Consider the following 19,042-nt stretch of genomic DNA (forward strand, 5'->3'; position numbering starts at 1 on the left):
GCCCCCCCGCCCGACCGGCGCCCCGCCCCCCCACTACGCCCCCCCCCCGCCGGGGGCGCGGCGCGCCGGAGTCAGAGGCCCAGCTCGGCCGTGTGCAGCCGGGCCAGCGCGTCCTTGTCACCGTCCAGCTCCACCCGTGCCGCGTCCTGCCGGCCCGCGGCGAACAGCAGCAGCTCACCGGGCTCCCCGGTGACCGTCACGACCGGGGTCCCCTTGTGGGCCACCGCGGTCTGGCCGTCCGGACGCCGCAGCACCAGCCCCACCGGCGACCGGCGGCCCATCACCCGGGCCGTCTTCTCGGTACGCGACCACAGGACGTCGGCGAACACCGGGTCCAGGTCCCGCTGCGACCAGTCGGGCTGGGCCCGCCGCACGTCCTCCGCGTGGACGTAGAACTCGACGGTGTTGGCCGCCTCGTCCAGCTGCTTCAGACCGAAGGGCGACATCCGCGGCGGACCCGTCCGGATGAGCTGGAGCAGTTCCTCGTACGGCTTGGCGGCGAACTCGGCCTGTACCCGCTCCAGCCGGTTCTTCAGGGCGCCCACCAGGAGCCCGCCCGCCGCGTCCGCGCGGCGTTCACGCACCACGACATGGGCGGCCAGGTCACGGGTCTTCCAGCCACCGCACAGGGTCTGGGCCTCGGGGCCCGCCGCTTCCAACAGATCGGCGAGCAGGAGACGTTCACGCTTGGCATGGGTCGACATGTCCGCCAGCGTACGGCGGCGGCACGCCGTCCGCCCAGTGGACGCACGGCCGGGCGCCCCCGCCGGGCGCGGCACAATGGGCGCATGACCAGCACGCCCGGCCCCGTACCCGCCAGTGACCTCGACCCCGCCGTCGCCGCCCGCATCAAGCGCGGCCCCGACGGGCTCTTCCCGGCCATCGCCCAGCAGTACGACACGGGCGAGGTGCTCATGCTCGGCTGGATGGACGACGAGGCGCTGCACCGCACCCTCACCACGGGCCGCTGCACCTACTGGTCCCGCAGCCGCCGGGAGTACTGGGTCAAGGGGGACACCTCGGGCCACATCCAGCAGGTCAGGTCGGTCGCGCTGGACTGCGACGCCGACACCGTCCTGGTGAAGGTCGACCAGACCGGTGCCGCCTGCCACACCGGCGACCGCACCTGCTTCGACCAGGACGTCCTCCCGCTCACCGCGCCCCGATAAGGTCAGCCATGGATCTCGAGACCTTCCGCAAGCTCGCCGTCGACCGCCGTGTCGTCCCCGTCAGCCGCCGGCTCCTCGCGGACGGCGACACCCCGGTCGGGCTCTACCGCAAGCTCGCGGCCGAACGCCCCGGCACGTTCCTCCTCGAATCCGCGGAGAACGGCCGCACCTGGTCCCGCTACTCCTTCGTCGGGGTGCGCAGCGCCGCCACCCTGACGGTCGTCGACGGCCAGGCCCGCTGGCTCGGCACCCCGCCCGTCGGGGTGCCCGTCGACGGCGACCCGCTGGAGGCGCTGCGCGCCACCGTCGAGACCCTTCACACCCCCCGCGACCTGGTCGGCGACGAGGGCCTGCCGCCCTTCACCGGCGGGATGGTCGGCTACCTCGGCTACGACGTCGTACGCCGCCTGGAGCGGATCACCGAGCACGGCGGCGACGACCTGCGGCTCCCCGAGCTCACGATGCTCCTCACCTCGGACCTCGCCGTGCTCGACCACGGCACCGGCACGGTCCTGCTGATCGCCAACGCCATCAACCACAACGACCTGGACACCGGCGTCGACGAGGCCTACCAGGACGCGGTCGCCCGGCTGGACGCCATGGAGCGCGACCTGTCCCGCCCGGTCGAGAACGCCCCCGCGGCCCTGCCCCCCTCCGAGCTCCCGCCGTACACCGCGCTCTGGGGCGGCCGGGCGTTCAGGGACGCCGTCGAGGACGTCAAGGAGCGCATCAGGGCCGGCGAGGCCTTCCAGGTCGTGCCCTCCCAGCGCTTCGAGACGCCGTGCACCGCGTCCGCCCTGGACGTCTACCGGGTGCTGCGCGCCACCAACCCGTCGCCGTACATGTACCTCCTGCGCCTCGACGGCTTCGACGTCGTCGGCTCCAGCCCGGAGGCGCTCGTCAAGGTCGAGGACGGCCGGGCGATGGTCCACCCGATCGCGGGGACCCGGCACCGCGGTGCGACGCCGCAGGAGGACCAGGCGCTCGCCGACGAGCTCCTCGCCGACCCCAAGGAGCGCGCCGAGCACCTGATGCTCGTCGACCTCGGCCGCAACGACCTGGGACGGGTCTGCGAACCCGGCAGCGTCGAGGTCGTCGACTTCATGTCCGTCGAGCGGTACTCGCACGTGATGCACATCGTCTCCACCGTCACCGGACGCGTCGCCGAGGACCGCAGCGCCTTCGACGTGCTCACCGCGTGCTTCCCCGCCGGCACCCTCTCCGGTGCGCCCAAGCCCCGCGCGCTCCAGATCATCGAGGAGCTCGAACCCACCCGCCGCGGCCTCTACGGGGGCTGCGTCGGCTACCTCGACTTCGCCGGGGACTCCGACACCGCCATCGCCATCCGGACCGCCCTGCTCCGCGACGGGACCGCGTACGTGCAGGCCGGAGCGGGCGTCGTCGCCGACTCCGACCCGGTCGCCGAGGACACCGAGTGCCGCAACAAGGCCGCCGCGGTGCTGCGGGCCGTGCACACGGCGAACCGGCTCCGGGCCGAGTGAGCCGATAGGGGATAGTGGGACGGGTGAGTGCCGTTCCCGTACCCCAGCCCCGTGCCGCCTCCGCGCCCGACAGCGCGGGAAGCCGCCGAAGCCTGGGCGCCGGCCTGCTCCTCGGCGCGGCCGGCGCCACCGTCGTCCTCCTCGCCTCGGGCCGTACCTGGGCCGAGGGCAAGGCCGCCGTCGGCGGCGGCGTCCTGCCGCTCAGCGCCGACGGCCAGGACGTCACCGGCCTCCCCGCGGCCCTCGCCGTCGTCGGCCTGGCCGCCCTCGTCGCCGTCTTCGCCGTCCGCGGCACCGGCCGGCTCGTCGTCGCCGGGCTGCTCGCCCTCAGCGGCCTCGGCGCCGGGCTCAGCGCCTTCGCCGGAGCCTCCGACCGGGCCGCCCTGGACGAGCGGGCCGCGCAGACCACCGGCAACACCTCGGCCACCGTCCAGGCCCTCAGCCACACCGCCTGGCCCTACATCACCGCGGCCGGCGGCCTGCTGATCCTGCTCGCCGGCCTGCTGGCCCTGCGCTACGGCCGCCGCTGGCCCGCCATGTCGGGGCGGTACGAACGCGACGGGACCCCCCGTCCCCGCAAGGCGCCCCGCACCGCCCCGGACCCCGAACGGCCCGAGGAACTGTGGAAGGCGCTGGACCGCGGCGAGGACCCCACGCGCGAGGCATGACCCCCCGCCCCGCGCCCACCCGCACGTGCGGGACAATGGAAGCGGGCTTTCCCAGCAGCGAACACCTTCAGCGCAACATCAACGAGGAGCAACTCATGGCGGGCAGCAGCCACGGACACACCCCGGCCGCCTGGACCGGTGTCATCATCTCCTTCATCGGCTTCTGCGTCGCGGGCCTCTTCATGGTCGCGGCGAACACCCTCGGCTTCTGGGCCGGTGTCGTCGTCGCCGCTCTCGGCGGGGTCGTGGGTCTCGCCATGAAGATGGCCGGCCTCGGCATGCCGAAGGAGTCCGACGAGATGGCGGCCGCCAGGGCCCGCGCCTCCCAGGCCCAGATCACGGCCTGACCGGGCCCCGGGGGACCGGCCACGACCACCCCGGGGGACCACGCGCGCGCACCGGTCCCCGACACGACGCGAGGCGCAGCCCGACCGGGCTGCGCCTTTCCGCGTCAGCGGGGACAATCGCCGGGTGGACGCCTCAGCCTCTCCCGCACCCGCCGCCCCCGGACCTGCCCCCGAAGCCGGTCCCGGACCGCTGCCGCCCCCCGCCCCGGCCTCCCGGCTCCGCCGCCTAGCCGCCCCCGCCGGGGTGCTGGCCGTCGTCGTCGGGGCCTTCGGCTACGTCGCCGCGGTCGACCCGAACGAGCCCGGGCACTACCCTGTCTGCCCGCTGCTCCGGTTCACCGGCGTGTTCTGCCCCGGGTGCGGCGGGCTCCGCAGCGCGCACGCCTTCGCCCACGGGGACCTCCTCACCGCCCTCGGCGCCAACGCCGCGGCCGTCGCCGGCTACGCCGTCTTCGCCGCCGTCTGGCTGCTCTGGGTGGTCCGGGCGAGCGCGGGCCGCCCGCTGCGGATCGGCCTGGCCCCCCGCTACTGGTGGGGCGTCGGCGCGCTGCTCCTGGTGTTCTCCGTGGTCAGGAACCTGCCGTTCGGTTCCGCGCTGGCGCCGTGAATGACCAGGAAATGGGACGCGGGACCGCCGGATGCGGGCCCTGAGCCCTCCTGCGGATACCATCGAGATGGCTGATCCTGTACCCAATCACCGCTTCGGAAGGGGGCCGCTCGCGTGAGTGTGCTCGACGAGATCATCGACGGCGTACGCGCCGACCTCGCGGAGCGGCAGGCGCGCGTCAGCCTCGACGAGCTCAAGGAACGCGCCGCGCGCGCTCCCCGGGCCAAGGACGGAGTCGCCGCCCTGCGCGGCGAGGGCGTGACCGTCATCTGCGAGGTCAAGCGCTCCAGCCCCTCCAAGGGAGCCCTGGCCGCCATCGCCGACCCGGCCGCGCTCGCCGCGGACTACGAGGCCGGCGGGGCGTCCGTCATCTCGGTCCTCACCGAGGAGCGCCGCTTCGGCGGCTCGCTCGCCGACCTGGAGGCCGTCCGCGCCAAGGTCGACATCCCGGTCCTGCGCAAGGACTTCATCGTCACCTCGTACCAGCTGTGGGAGGCGCGCGCGCACGGCGCCGACCTCGCCCTGCTGATCGTCGCCGCCCTCGACCAGGAGGCGCTGGTCTCGCTGATCGAGCGCGCCGGGTCGATCGGCCTGACGCCGATCGTCGAGGCGCACGACGAGGAGGAGGCGGAGCGCGCCGTGGACGCCGGGGCGAAGATCATCGGTGTCAACGCGCGCAACCTCAAGGACCTCAAGGTCGACCGTTCCACCTTCGAACGCGTCGCCCCGGAGATCCCCGACCACATCGTCAAGGTCGCCGAGTCCGGCGTCCGCGGCCCGCACGACCTCATCGCCTACGCCAACGCCGGCGCGGACGCGGTGCTCGTAGGCGAGTCCCTGGTCACCGGCCGCGACCCCCGGGCCGCCGTCGCCGACCTGGTCGCCGCCGGCGCCCACCCCGCCCTCCGGCACGGGCGGGGCTGACCCGCACCCGTGTCCGCCGACCGTCCCGCCGCCCGCGTCCGGCCGGGCCCGCGCCCCGCCGGGGCGGGCGCCCGGGACGGGTACGTGCCGTCGGCGCGCGGCTGCCGGCCCCCCGTCCTCCGCGGCTGCCGCCCGGCCGTGTCCCTCGGCGGCCCCCGTCCGATGCGCTGCGCGCCGCCCTTCTGGCACCGCGGCTGCCGCGCCCCGGCCCGCCGGGTGCACGGCCGGCGCGTCCGGTACGTCATCGGTGACGAGCCGGGACAGGTCAACGGCATGCGATGGCGCACGGGGTCCGCGCCGTAGCGAGCCCCGGCCGTCGCCCCCCCCCGCCACACGGGGGATCCGCACGCCTCACCGCACCGACCGCCCAGCGGTCGGCGCGGCGCTCCGCCATGGCGCATACGGTGACACCACCTGTTGCGATTCGAGGAGCACGTCGCATGTCGTCCGACTTCTTCATCCCGGACCCCGAGGGTCTGATCCCCAGCGCCGAGGGCTATTTCGGCGCGTTCGGTGGCGCGTTCATCCCGGAGGCGCTGGTCGCCGCCGTGGACGAGGTAGCCGTCGAGTACGACAAGGCCAAGGCGGACCCCGCCTTCGCCGCCGAGCTCAACGCGCTCATGGCCGACTACACCGGCCGACCCAGCGCGCTGACCGAGGTCAGCCGCTTCGCGGAGCACGCCGGGGGAGCCCGCGTCTTCCTCAAGCGGGAGGACCTCAACCACACCGGCTCGCACAAGATCAACAACGTGCTCGGGCAGGCACTGCTCACCAAGCGGATGGGCAAGACCCGCGTCATCGCGGAGACCGGAGCGGGCCAGCACGGCGTCGCCACCGCCACCGCCTGCGCCCTCTTCGGGCTCGAATGCACCATCTACATGGGCGAGATCGACACCGAGCGGCAGGCGCTGAACGTGGCGCGGATGCGGATGCTCGGCGCCGAGGTCGTCGCGGTGAAGTCCGGCTCCCGGACCCTCAAGGACGCCATCAACGAGGCGTTCCGCGACTGGGTCGCCGACGTGGACCGCACCCACTACCTCTTCGGCACCGTCGCCGGGCCGCACCCCTTCCCCGCGATGGTCCGCGACTTCCACCGGGTGATCGGCGTCGAGGCGCGCCGCCAGATCCTGGAGCGCGCGGGCAGGCTGCCGGACGCCGCGATCGCCTGCGTGGGCGGCGGGTCCAACGCCATCGGCCTCTTCCACGCCTTCATCCCGGACGCGGACGTCCGGCTGATCGGCTGCGAACCCGCCGGACACGGCGTGGAGACCGGCGAGCACGCGGCCACCCTCACCGCCGGCGAGCCCGGCATCCTGCACGGCTCGCGCAGCTACGTCCTGCAGGACGAGGAGGGCCAGATCACCGAGCCGTACTCGATCTCCGCCGGACTCGACTACCCGGGCATCGGCCCGGAGCACGCCTACCTCAAGGACGCCGGCCGCGGCGAGTACCGCGCGGTCACCGACGACGCCGCCATGCAGGCGCTGCGCCTGCTCTCCCGCACCGAGGGGATCATCCCGGCCATCGAGAGCGCGCACGCGCTGGCCGGAGCCCTGGAGGTCGGACGGGAGCTCGGCGAGGACGGGCTGATCCTGGTGAACCTGTCCGGCCGCGGCGACAAGGACATGGACACCGCAGCCCGGTACTTCGGGCTGTACGACGGCCCCGACGCGGTCGTCGAGGCCGACGTGGCCGACGGAGAGGAAGAGGTCACCTCATGAGCGGCAACCGAGAGCTTCTCGAAGCGACGCTCGCCCGGGCGGCCGCCGAGGACCGGGCGGCGCTCATCGCCTACCTGCCCGGCGGCTTCCCGACGGTCGACGGCGGCATCGCCGCCGTGCGGGCGGCCGTCGACGGCGGGGCCGACGTCATCGAGGTGGGGCTCCCGCACAGCGACCCGGTGCTCGACGGGCCGGTCATCCAGACCGCCGACGACATCGCGCTGCGCGGCGGCGTCAAGATCGCCGACATCCTGCGCACGGTCCGCGAGGCGCACGCCGCGACGGGCGCGCCGATCCTCGTCATGACCTACTGGAACCCGGTCGACCGGTACGGCGTGGAGCGTTTCACCGCCGAGCTGGCCGAGGCCGGCGGCGCCGGGTGCATCCTGCCCGACCTGCCCGTCCAGGAGTCGGCGCTGTGGAGGGAGCACGCCGAGAAGCACGGTCTCGCGACCGTCTTCGTCGTCGCCCCCAGCAGCAAGGACGCCCGCCTCGCCACCATCACGGCGGCCGGTTCCGGCTTCGTCTACGCCGCCTCCCTGATGGGCGTCACCGGCACCCGCGAATCGGTCGGCCGGGAGGCCCAGGACCTGGTGCGGCGCACCCGCGCCACCACCGACCTGCCGGTCTGCGTGGGCATCGGCGTCTCGACCGCCGAGCACGCCCGGCAGGTCGCCGGCTTCGCGGACGGGGTGATCGTCGGCTCGGCCTTCGTCAAGCGGATGCTGGACGCCCCCGACGAGGCGGCCGGCCTCGCCGCCGTCCGCGCGCTGGCGGGCGAACTGGCCGAAGGTGTTCGAAAGCGCTGACGGCACACCTCACCCGTACGGGTGGACCTGGGACCGGGGAGGCGCTGACGTGCCTCCCCGGTTCGTTGGCGCGGTGTGAGCGAGAAGAACCAGGACCGAAGCAGGGCCGCGCGCGAGCGGCTCGCCCAGCAGCGTGAGCAGGACCGGGCGCGCGAGCGCCGCCGCCGCACGCTGATCGTCTCGACGGCCGTGGTGGGGGTGCTGGCCCTGGCAGGCGTGATCGGGGTCATCGCCGCCAACGCCGGGAAGAGCGGCAAGGACAAGGCGGCCGGGCCCGCCGTCACCCCGTCGGGAGCGAGGGGCGAGGACGGGCTCGCCCTCCAGGTCGGGGCCGCCGACGCGCCGTCCACGCTCACGATCTGGGAGGACTTCCGCTGCCCGGTCTGCGCCCAGTTCGAGAACGCCTTCCGTGACACGATCACGGAGCTCGCCGACAGCGGGCAGCTCAAGGTGGAGTACCACCTCGCCACCATCATCGACGGCAACCTCGGCGGCAGCGGATCACTGCGCGCGGCCAACGCCGCCGCCTGCGCCCAGGACGCCGGGAAGTTCGCCCCGTACCACGACGTCCTCTACCGCAACCAGCCCGCGGAGAGCGACGACGCCTTCGGCGACAACGCCCGGCTGATCGACCTGGCCGGCAAGGTCGACGGCCTGGACACCCCCGCCTTCCGCGGCTGCGTGCAGGACGGCACGCACGACAGCTGGGTCGCGAAGTCCAACAAGGCGTTCGGCGAGGGCGGCTTCGAGGGCACGCCGGCCGCGCTGCTCAACGGCGAGTCGATCTTCCCGAAGAAGGGCGGCGAGCAGATCTCCGTGGCCAACCTCAAGAAGTGGGTGGCGGAGGCCAACCAGGGCAAGAAGCCGGCCACCACGGGGGCCACCCCCTCGCCGTAGCCCGCGCGAGCCCTCCGGCGGGCCCCCGCCGGAGGGCTCGTTACCCAGAAGTTGCCGGACGGCTTGCCGTACGTCCGGTCCGGCAGGGTAGCGTCGACCTCGTCATGAACCTTGCCTTCATTCCCAGCCCGTCGACCGGCGTGATCGAGCTCGGCCCGATCCCGCTCCGCGGCTACGCGTTCTGCATCATCATCGGTGTCTTCGTCGCCGTCTGGTTCGGCAACAAGCGCTGGGTCGCCCGCGGCGGCAGAGCCGGCACCGTCGCCGACATCGCCGTCTGGGCCGTGCCCTTCGGCCTGGTCGGCGGCAGGCTCTACCACGTGATCACCGACTACCAGCTGTACTTCAGCGAGGGTGAGAACTGGGTCGACGCCTTCAAGATCTGGGAAGGCGGCCTGGGCATCTGGGGTGCGATCGCGCTCGGCGCGGTCGGCGCCTGGATCGGCTGCCGCCGCCGCGGCATCCCGCTTCCCGCCTGGGCTGACGCCCTGGCCCCCGGGATCGCCTTCGCCCAGGCGATCGGCCGCTGGGGCAACTGGTTCAACCAGGAGCTGTACGGCCGGCCGACCGACGTGCCCTGGGCCCTCAAGATCAGCGAGGGCACCAACCGCGTCGCCGGCACCTACCACCCGACGTTCCTGTACGAGTCGCTGTGGTGCGTCGGCGTCGCCCTCCTGGTCATCTGGGCGGACCGCCGCTTCACGCTCGGACACGGCCGGGCCTTCGCCCTGTACGTCGCCGCGTACTGCGCGGGCCGCGGATGGATCGAGTACATGCGGGTCGACGAGGCCCACCACGTCCTCGGCCTCCGGCTCAACGTGTGGACCGCGATCATCGTCTTCCTGCTCGCCGTGACCTACATGGTCGTCTCGGCGAAGCTGCGCCCCGGCCGCGAGGAGATCGTCGAGCCCGCCGCCGCGGCGGAGCGGGCCGGGGACGGCGGGGACAGCTCCACCGAGGCTTCCGCCGACGCCGACGCCGAGACTGCTGCCGCCGCCGAGGGCCCCTCCGCCGACGCCTCGGCGGAGACCGCCGGGGACGGCGACGGCACCCCGGCCGACGCCCCGGACGAGGCGACCGGCGCCGCCGGCGGAGCCGCGCCGAAGACCGACGGGACCCCGCAGAAGGCCGACCGGAGCTGACCGCTCCATCCCCCGTGCAGGTGCGAAGGGGCCGCCGGACCCCACAGGTCCGGCGGCCCCTTCGCCGTGTTCACGGCTCCCGGCGCCTTCGCCCTGTTCACGGCTCCCGGCGCCGCCGCGCCAGGGAGAGCGTGCGCCCGGCGGCCGCCACCACCGCCGCGTCGACGAACCGCCCGTCCGGCAGGGCCTGCGCCCCCGCCTCGGCCCGGGACGCCTCCAGGATCTCCTCCGCCGCCTCGACCTCGCGCGCCGTCGGCCGGAACGCCCGCTCGATGACCGGCAGCTGCCGCGGATGGATCGCCGCCCTGCCCAGCAGGCCGAGCCCCCTCCCGTGCGCACAGGACGACCGCAGCGCCGGCAGGTCCCGTACATCGGGGAACACCGACATCACCGGCGGGTCGAGCCCCGCCGCCCGTGCGGCGACCACCACCCGGCTGCGCGGCCAGTCGAGGCCGGCGTCGTCCCGCACCCCCAGGTCCGCCCGGAGGTCCGCCTCACCCAGTGCGACCCCCCGCACGGCGTGGTGCGCCCCGGCGATCGAGTACGCGTGCTCGACCGCCAGCGCCGACTCCAGCAGCGGATACAGCGGCACACCGGGTGCCAGCGCCGCGACGTGGTGCACGGACGCCGCATGGGTGATCTTGGGAAGCCGTATCCCGGACAGCCCCGGCAGGCCCGCCAGCGCCCGCACGTCGGCCTCGCCGTGCACCCGGACATGGACCGGGACCGCCCTCGGGTCCGCGGTGACCGGATCGGACAGCAGCTCCGCCGTCGCCGTGCGCGCGTACTCCTTGCGCTCCGGGGCGACCGCGTCCTCCAGGTCGACGATGACCACGTCCGCGCCCGAACCGAGCGCCTTGGCGACCACCTCTGGCCGGTCCCCGGGGACGTACAGCCAGGTCAGCGGCGTCGGGATCACAGGGCTCCCTCGTCCCGCAGCGCGGCGACCGCCGCTGCGGACAGGCCGAGTCCGGCCAGGATCTCCTCCGTGTCCGCCCCGTGCGGCCGGCCCGCCCAGCGGATCGCCCCGGGAGTCCCCGAGAGCCGGAACAGCACGTTCTGCATCCGCAGCGGTCCCAGCTCGGGGTCGTCGACCTCGGTGATCGTGCCGAGCGCCCGGTACTGCGGGTCCTCCATCACGTCCCGTACGTCATGGATCGGCGCGATCGCCGCCTCGGCCTTCTCGAACGCGTCCACCGCCTCCTGCCGGGTGCGCCGGGAGATCCAGTGGCCCACCGCCTCGTCGAGCTCGTCGGCGTGCTCGGCCCGGGTGCTCCCTGCGGAGAACCACGGCTCCTCGATGAGTTCGGGGCGCCCCACCAGGCGCATCACCCGTTCCGCGACCGACTGCGCGGAGGTGGAGACGGCGACCCAGTGGCCGTCCGCGGTGCGATAGGTGTTGCGCGGGGCGTTGTTGCGGGAGCGGTTGCCGGTCCGCGGCTGCACGTGTCCGAGCTGGTCGTACCAGAGGGGCTGCGGTCCCAGCACGGTCAGGATCGGCTCGATGATCGCCATGTCCACCACCTGCCCCTCCCCGGTGCGGTCGCGGCCGGCCAGCGCCGTCATCACCGCGTACGCCGTGGTGAGCGCCGCGATCGAGTCGGCGAGCCCGAACGGCGGCAGGGTCGGCGGTCCGTCCGGCTCGCCGGTGACGGCGGCGAAGCCGCTCATCGCCTCGGCGAGGGTGCCGAAGCCCGGCCGGTGCGCGTACGGGCCGGTCTGCCCGAAGCCCGTCACCCGGGCCAGGACCAGCCGCGGGTTGACGGCGCGCAGGTCCTCCCAGCCGAGGCCCCAGCGCTCCAGGGTCCCGGGCCGGAAGTTCTCCACGATCACGTCGGTGTCCGCGGCCAGCCGCAGCAGCACGTCCCGGCCGCCGGGAGAGGACAGGTCGAGGGTCAGGGTCCGCTTGTTGCGGCCGAGGAGCTTCCACCACAGGCCGATCCCGTCCTTCGCCGGGCCGTGGCCGCGCGAGGGGTCGGGCTTCCGCGGGTGCTCCACCTTGATGACCTCGGCGCCGAAGTCCCCGAGCATGGTGGCCGCGAGGGGCCCGGCGAAGAGGGTGGCGAGGTCCAGGACGCGCAGGCCCGCGAGCGGCGGGCCCTGCGTGACGGGGGCCGCGGGGGGCGTCGGCGCGCTCATACGGCATCGCTCCCGCCGTGCCGGGGCACGGACACCGGGGCGTCCGGCCGCCGCTGCCGGAGCACCCGGGCGGATCCCCGGGCCACCGCCCGCCCGGCCGCCCCGCGTCCGGGGCCCCTCCGCCGCTCCCGCCCGGGCAGGGGTCGTCGCTCCCGCCCGGCGGAGGCCCACCCGCGCCCGGGGGCCCGGGAGGCGTGGGCGTTCAGGTCCGTGCCGGCGCTGCCGGACACCGCGATCACCGTCATGGGCGGTGCACCTCCTGAAGGGTCAGTTCCGCGAGGGTGTCGAAGCCGACGGAGTCGAAGCCGGGTACGGACGTGGCGAGGCGGTTCTTGAGCGGGGCGGTCCAGTGGGCGGGCAGTGCGGAGGCCCGGCCCGCCAGCAGCCCCGCGAGCGAGCCGGCCGTCGCGCCGTTGGAGTCGGTGTCCCAGCCGCCGGACACCGCACAGCCGATGGAGCGGCCGAAGTCCCCGTCGGCGTGGGTGAGGGCGGCTGCGAGCAGGGCCGCGTTCGGCAGCACGTGCACCCAGTGGTGGGTGGACGCGTACGTGGCGTGCAGCCGGTCCACGACCGTGTCGAAGTCCCGCTCGGCGCGGGCCGCCGCGATGCCCAGGCGCACCGCGCGCGCGTACCGGGAGCGGGGCGGGACCACCCGGAGCCCGGCCGCCAGGCAGCCGTGCACGTCCGTCCCGCCGCCCGCGGCCTCGGCCAGTGCGGCCGCGGTGAACATCGCTCCGTACACCCCGTTCGCGGTATGGGTCAGGACCGCGTCGCGGTGGGCCTGTCCGGCCGCGGCGCCCGGGTCGCCCGGGTGGGTCCAGCCGTGCACGTCGGCCCGGATCGCGGCACCGATCCACTCCCGGAACGGGTTGCGGCGGCGGGCGGTGTCCGGTGGTTCGACACCGTCGAGCAGATTGCGGTAGGCGACGCGTTCCGCGGTGAAGACCCGGCCGGCCGGAAGCTCGTCCAGCCACAGCCGGGCCAGGTCGCACGTGCTGAACCCCCGGCCGTGCCGCTGGAGCAGCAGCAGGGTCAGCAGGGGATGGTCGAGGTCGTCGTCCTCGGGCATCCCGTCGATGTTCTCGGCGAGCGAGGTGGCGGCCGAGCGGCGGTTCCAGGGGTGGGCCGCCGCCAGCGGGCCGGGCAGGCCCCGGGCCGTGAACCATGTGCTGAGCGGCCAGTTGCCGGTGGCGCGCGCCAGGGCGCGGATGCCGTCCAGCGGCAGCTTCTCGACCGGCTTGCCCAGCAGGCATCCCGCGGCCCTCCCGAGCCAGGCCGCGTGCAGCCGGTCGGGCCCGATCGGGACCCCGGGCGGGCGCGGCGCGGGCCAGCGCGGGCAGGCGGCCCGGATCGCGGGCAGCCCGGTCGGCTCGTCTTGAGCCAACGGGCTTTCCAGGAGGTCGAGTTCGTCCAGCAGCCGCTCGGCGAGCACCCGCAGCCCGGGGGGCGCCGCGACCGCGGAGGCACCCGCCCGGTCCGGTGCGGGAGCGCCGCCCGCCGAGCGCCAGCGCTCTGCGATGCCACCGGCGTCCCGGCCGTCCTGCGCGGCCTGGCGCAGCTCGTGCCCCACCAGGTCCTCGGGCTGGACCCAGGTCAGACGGACCGTCACCGCCCGCCGCCCGCCAGCGCGGCGAACGCCGCCTCGTGCGCCCGGCGCCGCGCGGTGTCCCGTACGAAGATCTCGCGGGCCACCTCCGCCAGGGCCCGGGCCGGGGCGTGGAGATCGAGGCGGCTGGCCTCGGCGACCTTTTTCACCCAGGCCGCGGGGATCGCCCGCTCACCGTGCAGCGCACCCGCGAGAGCGCCGCCCATCGTGGCGATCGAGTCGCAGTCGCGGCCGTAGTTGACCGCGCCGAGCACCGTGCGGCGGTAGTCGCCCTCGCCGACGAGCAGCATGCCCAGGGCCACCGGCAGCTCCTCGATGGAGTGCAGCCGGGACGGCCGCCTGGCCCCCAGGGACGGATCGCGGTAGTGCGGCCCGACCGTGTCGAACGGGGCGACGGCGGCCCGCAGCGGCGCCAGCGCCGGCTCGAAGTCCGTGTAGCGGGCCGCCGTCTCGCAGACGGACTCGATCGCCGACCGGGTGCCGTCCTTGGCCACGGCCAGGGCCGCCTCGACGACCGAGGCGGGGGTCGCACCCGGGACGCACGCCGCGGCCACCGCGGCGGCCAGCACCCCGGCGGCCTCCCGGCCGTACGAGGACTGATGCGCCCCGGCGACGTCCAGCGCCTCCGCGTACGCGGCCTCCGGGTGGGCGGCGTTCACCAGGCCGACCGGTGCCATGTACATCGCCGCACCGCAGTTGACGATGTTGCCCGCACCGGCCTCCCGCGGGTCGGCGTGCCCGTAGTGCAGCCGTGTGACGATCCATTTCTCGGCCAGGAAGATTCGTTGCAGGGGGAGCGCCTCCGCCTCCAGCTCCGGGATCCAGCGGGGTCGTGACATCAGGTCCGGCACGAGGTGGTCGGCGACCGAGTAGGCGTCGAGGTGGCCGCGCACCGTCTCGTACACCCGGACCAGCGCATGGGTCATCAAGGTGTCGTCGGTGACGTGCCCGTCACCCTTGTGGTACGGAGCGATGGGGCGCGCGGTCCGCCAGTCGTCGCCGTACCAGGGTCCGACGACGCCGGTCACCCGGCCGCCGTGGCGCTCGGTGATCTGCTCGGGCGTCCAGCCCTCGACGGGGCCGCCGAGCGCGTCCCCCACGGCCGCGCCGACGAGGGATCCGGTGACGCGCTCATCCAGGGTGAGCGTCGCGGTGGCCGGGCCGGCCGCGAGCGACTCGGATGTTTTGGGTGTCATGCCGGAATTGTCCACCCGGGGTGGCCGGTTCCGTGGCTGCGAGCAGTCCGGCGAGTTCGATGAGATCGGTCCCGGCGAGGAGCGGCAGCGCGCACCCGGCCAGCGTCCGGCAGGCCTCCCGCCAGCCCGGGGGCACGGTCGCGGTCCCGCCGAGCGCCCCGGTCAGCGCCCCGGCGAGTGCGGGGGCGGAGTCGGCGACCCGGGACAGGCAGGCGGCGGCGGGCACGGCCTGGGCGAACTCACCCCGGGCGGCGGTCGTCAGCGCGAGGGCGACCGGCACGGTCTCGGCCGCGGCGATGCCGTAGCTGTAGACGTGATCCACGATCTGGTGCTCCAGCACGGGCACGAGCGCGAGGGCGCCGGCGGCCTCGTCGGCGTACTCCCGGGCCAGCCGCACGGCGTGGACGGCGTTGCGGGCGATCTCGGTGCCCTCGGGGAGCCGGTCGAGCGCGGCGTCCACCGCCGTGTCGACGTCCGCGCCCGCGAGTGCCTCGGCGATCGCCGCGGCGACGGCGCGCGCCCCGTGCACCCCGTCACCGTCCTGGGTGTACCGGGCGTCGAACTCGGCGAGCCCGGCCGCCGTCGCCGGATCACCCGGGTGCACGACCGCCAGCACGGCGGCCCGCACACAGGCCGCGTCGTCGAAGTAGTGCGGATTGTCGTGACCGGTGGCGGGCGGGCGCAGGCCGGCGGCCAGATTCCCGAGCCCGGCCCGTACGGAGATCCGGGCGCGGAGCGGCAGGACCGCCGACTCCACCTCCGGCGCCCGGGCGCTCGCGGCGGCCACCTGCGCGGCCAGCGCGTTCCACGACCGGTCGACGGCCTCCCGCACCCGGAGCCCGGGGGAGAGGCCGGGCGTCCGGTCGGCGGCCGCCGCCAGCACGGTCCGAGCGGTGAACGCCGCCCACTCGGCGTCGTCGGACGGCCCGAGCCGCAGCGGTTCCGGCGGCTGGTTCAGGGCGATGGGCACCGGCAGCGTCGTCGTCGCGTTCTGCTCGGCGAAGGTGTCCAGCTCCCGGGTGAGCCGCCTGGTCCACTCCGGCATCCGCGCTGCCCGGTGCCGCGCGGCCGGCCACCCCGCGGCGTCGCCCGAGGCCAGCCCGAGCAGCATCCCCTCGATCCGGGCCCGCCGGTCCGGGGACCCCGGGCCCGGGGTCCGGCTCCCGGAGGCGGTGGTCGCCCGCCCGGCGCCGAGCCGCACGGCCGGCTGCGGGGCGGGATCCGCCGGTGCGGTGCGCGAACCGGGCGCGCGGCCTGCGGTCACCGGGAGTCCCGCCGGGCGCCCGCGGCCCGCACGTCCGCCCCGGGGTGCGGTACGGGGGTACGCCTTGTGCCGCGGTCCGCCGGTGCGCGGTCCTCCCGTGCGCCGTCCGCCGGTGTGTCGTCCGCCGGTACGCAGGCGGACGGCTCCAGCGGAGGGCGGGTACAGGCGGCGGACCCGGCGGTGGCGGACCCTTGCGACGGGCGGTCCGACCCGGCGGGTGCGACGGCGGCCACCCGGCCGGCCCCGGCGGAGCCCTCGCTGCCGGTCCCGGCGGAGCCCTCCAGTCCGGTTCCGACGGTGACCTCCCGGTCGGGTCCGACGGTGGCCGCCCGGCCGGTCCCGGGTGGCGCCGCACCTCGGGCCTCCCAGGCGCCCTCGGCCTCCCGTGAGCCCCGGGCCTCCCGTGCACCCGTGCTCTCCAGTCCACCCCGGGCCTCCCGTGCACTCGTGGTCTCCAGTCCACCCCGGGCCTCGGGCCCACCCCTGGCCTCCCGCCCACCCCTGGCCTCCCGCGCCCCCTCGGCCTCCCGTGCGGCGGGGGTCCCTCGGCGGTCCGCACCGTCGTCCGGGGTCAGCAGCTCGGCGATGTCCAGGACGTGGTAGCCGCGCATCGACGGCAGGCAGCTGCCCCGCACCGGGCCGATCGCCGCCGCCCACGCCCGGGGGATCGACGACTCCCCGTGCAGCGCGCCCGCCAGCGCACCCGCCACGGCGGCCGTGGTGTCGGCGTCACGGCCCATGTTCACCGCGGTGAGCACCGCCGTACGGAAGTCGCCGCGTGCCACCGTGAGCGCGCCGAAGGCCAGACCGACCGCCTCCGGCGCCAGATCCGTCCACGGGTAGCCGCCGATCACCACCGCGGAGCGCACCGCGCGCTCCCCGGTCAGCCGGTCCGGGTACGGGCGCTGGGCCGCCGCGACGGCACGGCGCAGGGAGCGGGCGGTCCAGGAGTCCATCGGCACGACCGAGAGCGCGGCGGCGATCACCGAGGCGAGTCCGGCCCCCGCCATCGCCGCGGCCACCCCCGCCGCGACCGCCTGTCCGCCGTAGATGCCCTCCCCCTCGTGACTGACCCGCCCGTCCACCGCCACCAGACGGGCCGCCTCGGCGGGACGGCCTGCGGCGAACACCCCGAACGGCGCCGCCCGCATCGCGAGACCGTCGCTCCACGCGTGCCGGTGCTGGGCCGAGATCGGGGCGGCGAGGCCGCGCCGCAGGTTCTCCAGCGTGCCGCGCTGGCTGAATCCGGCGCCCCGGAACGGCCCCTCGTCCAGATTCGCGATCCAGTGGTGCCAGGCCCGTTCGACGTGCGCGACGGTCAGCGCCGACCCGTGCCGCGCCAGCAGCAGCCCGGAGAAGATCGCGTACTCCGTGTCGTCGGTCCCGGCCGGATCGTCGCTGACGAAGCCCTCGATGCGGCCCCAGCGGCGACGGATCTCCGAAGGGCGCAGGTTCTCCGCCGGCGCCCCGAGCGCGTCCCCGACCGCGAGCCCCAGCAGCGCGCCCCTGGCCCGGTCGCCCGGGCCGGCCGCCGGGCCGTCCGCCTTCAGCTCCATCGTGTCGACCCCTCACTCGCACCCGTGTCACGCACACGCACCCGTGCCCGTCCGGTCGTGCGAGGTGTTCCCGTTCGCGCCCGGAGAGAGGCACGCATCACGCGCAAATCGACCGCCCGGGTGACGGCTCCTGGGGCAGGTAAGTTCGGCCTTCCTTGCTGGCGGGAGGCCGTTTTCGTGCGTACTTTCGACGGTGCGGAGCGGAAGAGGTGCACGGGGTCGCTCCCGGAGAAGGGGAGAGCTGTGTCCATCATCGAGTCCGACGCCGTACTGCACGAGGCGCACCGCGACAACCACACCCACCGGGACGTCAACGGCGGCTGGCTGCGGCCCGCGGTCTTCGGCGCGATGGACGGCCTCGTCTCCAACCTCGCCCTGATGACCGGCGTCGCCGGCGGGGCGGTCTCCCAGCAGACCATCGTCATCACGGGTCTCGCCGGGCTCGCCGCCGGGGCGTTCTCCATGGCCGCGGGGGAGTACACCTCCGTCGCCTCCCAGCGCGAGCTCGTCGAGGCCGAGCTCGACGTCGAACGGCGTGAGCTGCGCCGGCACCCCAAGGACGAGATGCGGGAACTCGCCGCGCTGTACGAGTCCCGCGGGGTCGAGCCGGCCCTCGCCCAGGAGGTCGCCCGGCAGCTGTCCGAGGACCCCGAGCAGGCGCTGGAGATACACGCCCGCGAGGAACTCGGCATCGACCCGGGCGACCTGCCCTCGCCGCTCGTCGCGGCGCTGTCCTCCTTCGGCGCCTTCGCGCTGGGCGCCCTGCTGCCGCTGCTGCCCTACCTGCTCGGCGCGACCGTCCTGTGGCCCGCCGTGCTGCTGGCGCTGACCGGCCTGTTCGGCTGCGGCGCGGTGGTCGCCCGGGTGACGGCACGCACCTGGTGGTTCAGCGGGCTGCGCCAGCTCCTCCTCGGCGGGGCCGCCGCGGCGATCACGTACGGCCTGGGCGCGCTCTTCGGTGTGGCGGTCGGCTGACCCGGTCCGGAACGGCCCGCGGCCCGGGGCGACCGCCGCACCCCCTGCGTCCGGCCTGCGGGACGGCCGCGGACTCCGGTACGGGCCGCACCTGCGGGAGCGGCCGGCGGTGCCGCCGTCCGGGGCGTCCGGTGTGCTCCGTCGCGGGGGCGTGCGGAGCGGTCCCGGACCGCCGGACCGCACCCGCCGGGCGTCCCGAGGCGGCGGCGCCGTGTGACATACGTCGTGGCCCGGGTCACTGGGCGGACGGGGCGGGCCGTCGTAGAGTGAGACGCTATGCAGAGCTACACATAAGTAGCCGTTACTCGGCGGTTTCGATTCCATGACCGGCGGGCAAGAGCCGTAGACACTCGCGGGCAACGACGCCTGCTCTCTGCGGTCCCCCCGGACAGTGATCCACAAGAATCCGTCCGATCGTGACCCACCGCACCACGCCTCCGTGGTGTCCGCATGTTGGAACACCCTTTCCGCTTTTTGAGAAGCGTTCCATCATGTAACCTGCACGAAATTTCGCAGAGGG

Annotated in this window: 18 protein-coding genes and 1 pseudogene; 12 read left to right on the plus strand and 7 right to left on the minus strand. The window is 75.1% G+C overall.

The features are described from left to right. Positions 1–71 precede the first annotated feature (71 nt). Positions 72–704 carry a TIGR03085 family metal-binding protein gene (locus ABZ172_RS28415; RefSeq protein ID WP_356887934.1) on the minus strand — a complete coding sequence of 211 codons (633 nt, stop codon included), beginning with the start codon at positions 702–704 and terminating at the stop codon, positions 72–74. Positions 705–788: 84 nt separating this feature from the next. Here ABZ172_RS28415 and hisI point away from each other — a divergent pair, with 84 nt between their 5' ends. The 11 genes from hisI to lgt all read left to right on the plus strand — a co-directional run bounded on the left by hisI (position 789) and on the right by lgt (position 9,786). Next, positions 789–1,169, plus strand: coding sequence for a phosphoribosyl-AMP cyclohydrolase (hisI, locus tag ABZ172_RS28420; protein ID WP_356887936.1), 381 nt, complete (start codon positions 789–791; stop codon positions 1,167–1,169). An 8-nt stretch (positions 1,170–1,177) separates the two neighbouring features. Further along, positions 1,178–2,671: an anthranilate synthase component I gene (locus tag ABZ172_RS28425; protein ID WP_356887938.1), complete on the plus strand. Its 1,494-nt coding sequence runs from the start codon at positions 1,178–1,180 to the stop codon at positions 2,669–2,671. A gap of 14 nt (positions 2,672–2,685) precedes the next feature. Next, the gene (locus tag ABZ172_RS28430; protein ID WP_356887940.1) at positions 2,686–3,339 is read left to right on the plus strand and encodes a TIGR02234 family membrane protein; all 654 of its coding nucleotides are present in this window, start codon (positions 2,686–2,688) and stop codon (positions 3,337–3,339) included. Between the two features lie 95 nt (positions 3,340–3,434). Continuing rightward, positions 3,435–3,686: an HGxxPAAW family protein gene (locus ABZ172_RS28435; protein WP_356887942.1), complete on the plus strand. Its 252-nt coding sequence runs from the start codon at positions 3,435–3,437 to the stop codon at positions 3,684–3,686. Positions 3,687–3,810: 124 nt separating this feature from the next. Further along, positions 3,811–4,293 (plus strand): DUF2752 domain-containing protein, encoded by a 483-nt coding sequence (locus ABZ172_RS28440; RefSeq protein WP_356887944.1) that lies wholly within the window; start codon positions 3,811–3,813, stop codon positions 4,291–4,293. 114 nt (positions 4,294–4,407) lie between these two features. After that, positions 4,408–5,217 carry an indole-3-glycerol phosphate synthase TrpC gene (gene trpC, locus ABZ172_RS28445; protein WP_356887946.1) on the plus strand — a complete coding sequence of 270 codons (810 nt, stop codon included), beginning with the start codon at positions 4,408–4,410 and terminating at the stop codon, positions 5,215–5,217. A gap of 9 nt (positions 5,218–5,226) precedes the next feature. Beyond that, positions 5,227–5,520: a hypothetical protein gene (locus ABZ172_RS28450; protein WP_356887948.1), complete on the plus strand. Its 294-nt coding sequence runs from the start codon at positions 5,227–5,229 to the stop codon at positions 5,518–5,520. Positions 5,521–5,657: 137 nt separating this feature from the next. Further along, entirely contained in the window at positions 5,658–6,938 is a 1,281-nt protein-coding gene (gene trpB, locus ABZ172_RS28455) for a tryptophan synthase subunit beta (protein ID WP_356887950.1), read from the plus strand. Then, positions 6,935–7,747: a tryptophan synthase subunit alpha gene (gene trpA, locus ABZ172_RS28460; RefSeq protein WP_356887952.1), complete on the plus strand. Its 813-nt coding sequence runs from the start codon at positions 6,935–6,937 to the stop codon at positions 7,745–7,747. Before trpB ends, trpA begins: the two co-directional genes overlap by 4 nt. A 75-nt stretch (positions 7,748–7,822) precedes the next feature. Beyond that, a complete protein-coding gene (locus ABZ172_RS28465; RefSeq protein WP_356887954.1) occupies positions 7,823–8,644 on the plus strand; it encodes a thioredoxin domain-containing protein in 822 nt (273 codons plus the stop codon). A gap of 104 nt (positions 8,645–8,748) precedes the next feature. After that, the gene (gene lgt, locus ABZ172_RS28470; protein WP_356887956.1) at positions 8,749–9,786 is read left to right on the plus strand and encodes a prolipoprotein diacylglyceryl transferase; all 1,038 of its coding nucleotides are present in this window, start codon (positions 8,749–8,751) and stop codon (positions 9,784–9,786) included. A gap of 97 nt (positions 9,787–9,883) precedes the next feature. Here lgt and ABZ172_RS28475 read toward each other — a convergent pair whose 3' ends face one another. The 6 genes and pseudogenes from ABZ172_RS28475 to ABZ172_RS28500 all read right to left on the minus strand — a co-directional run. Further along, a complete protein-coding gene (locus ABZ172_RS28475; protein ID WP_356887958.1) occupies positions 9,884–10,705 on the minus strand; it encodes a CoA ester lyase in 822 nt (273 codons plus the stop codon). Beyond that, positions 10,702–11,925, minus strand: a complete 1,224-nt coding sequence (locus ABZ172_RS28480) for a CoA transferase (RefSeq protein ID WP_356887960.1) — start codon at positions 11,923–11,925, stop codon at positions 10,702–10,704. Before ABZ172_RS28480 ends, ABZ172_RS28475 begins: the two co-directional genes overlap by 4 nt. A 241-nt stretch (positions 11,926–12,166) precedes the next feature. Beyond that, positions 12,167–13,534 (minus strand): ADP-ribosylglycohydrolase family protein, encoded by a 1,368-nt coding sequence (locus tag ABZ172_RS28485; RefSeq protein ID WP_356887962.1) that lies wholly within the window; start codon positions 13,532–13,534, stop codon positions 12,167–12,169. After that, positions 13,531–14,727: an ADP-ribosylglycohydrolase family protein gene (locus ABZ172_RS28490; RefSeq protein WP_356887964.1), complete on the minus strand. Its 1,197-nt coding sequence runs from the start codon at positions 14,725–14,727 to the stop codon at positions 13,531–13,533. The genes ABZ172_RS28485 and ABZ172_RS28490 overlap by 4 nt, the downstream gene beginning before the upstream one ends. Next, entirely contained in the window at positions 14,663–15,928 is a 1,266-nt protein-coding gene (locus ABZ172_RS28495) for an ADP-ribosylglycohydrolase family protein (RefSeq protein ID WP_356887976.1), read from the minus strand. Before ABZ172_RS28495 ends, ABZ172_RS28490 begins: the two co-directional genes overlap by 65 nt. A 623-nt stretch (positions 15,929–16,551) precedes the next feature. After that, a pseudogene (locus ABZ172_RS28500) lies at positions 16,552–17,547 on the minus strand (ADP-ribosylglycohydrolase family protein); the annotation flags it as partial. A 243-nt stretch (positions 17,548–17,790) separates the two neighbouring features. Between ABZ172_RS28500 and ABZ172_RS28505 the strand changes: the two are divergent. Further along, positions 17,791–18,522: a VIT1/CCC1 transporter family protein gene (locus ABZ172_RS28505; protein WP_356887966.1), complete on the plus strand. Its 732-nt coding sequence runs from the start codon at positions 17,791–17,793 to the stop codon at positions 18,520–18,522. Positions 18,523–19,042 lie beyond the last annotated feature (520 nt).

The sequence above is a fragment of the Streptomyces sp. NPDC006296 genome (genome assembly GCF_040613235.1).
GTDB lineage: Bacteria > Actinomycetota > Actinomycetes > Streptomycetales > Streptomycetaceae > Streptomyces.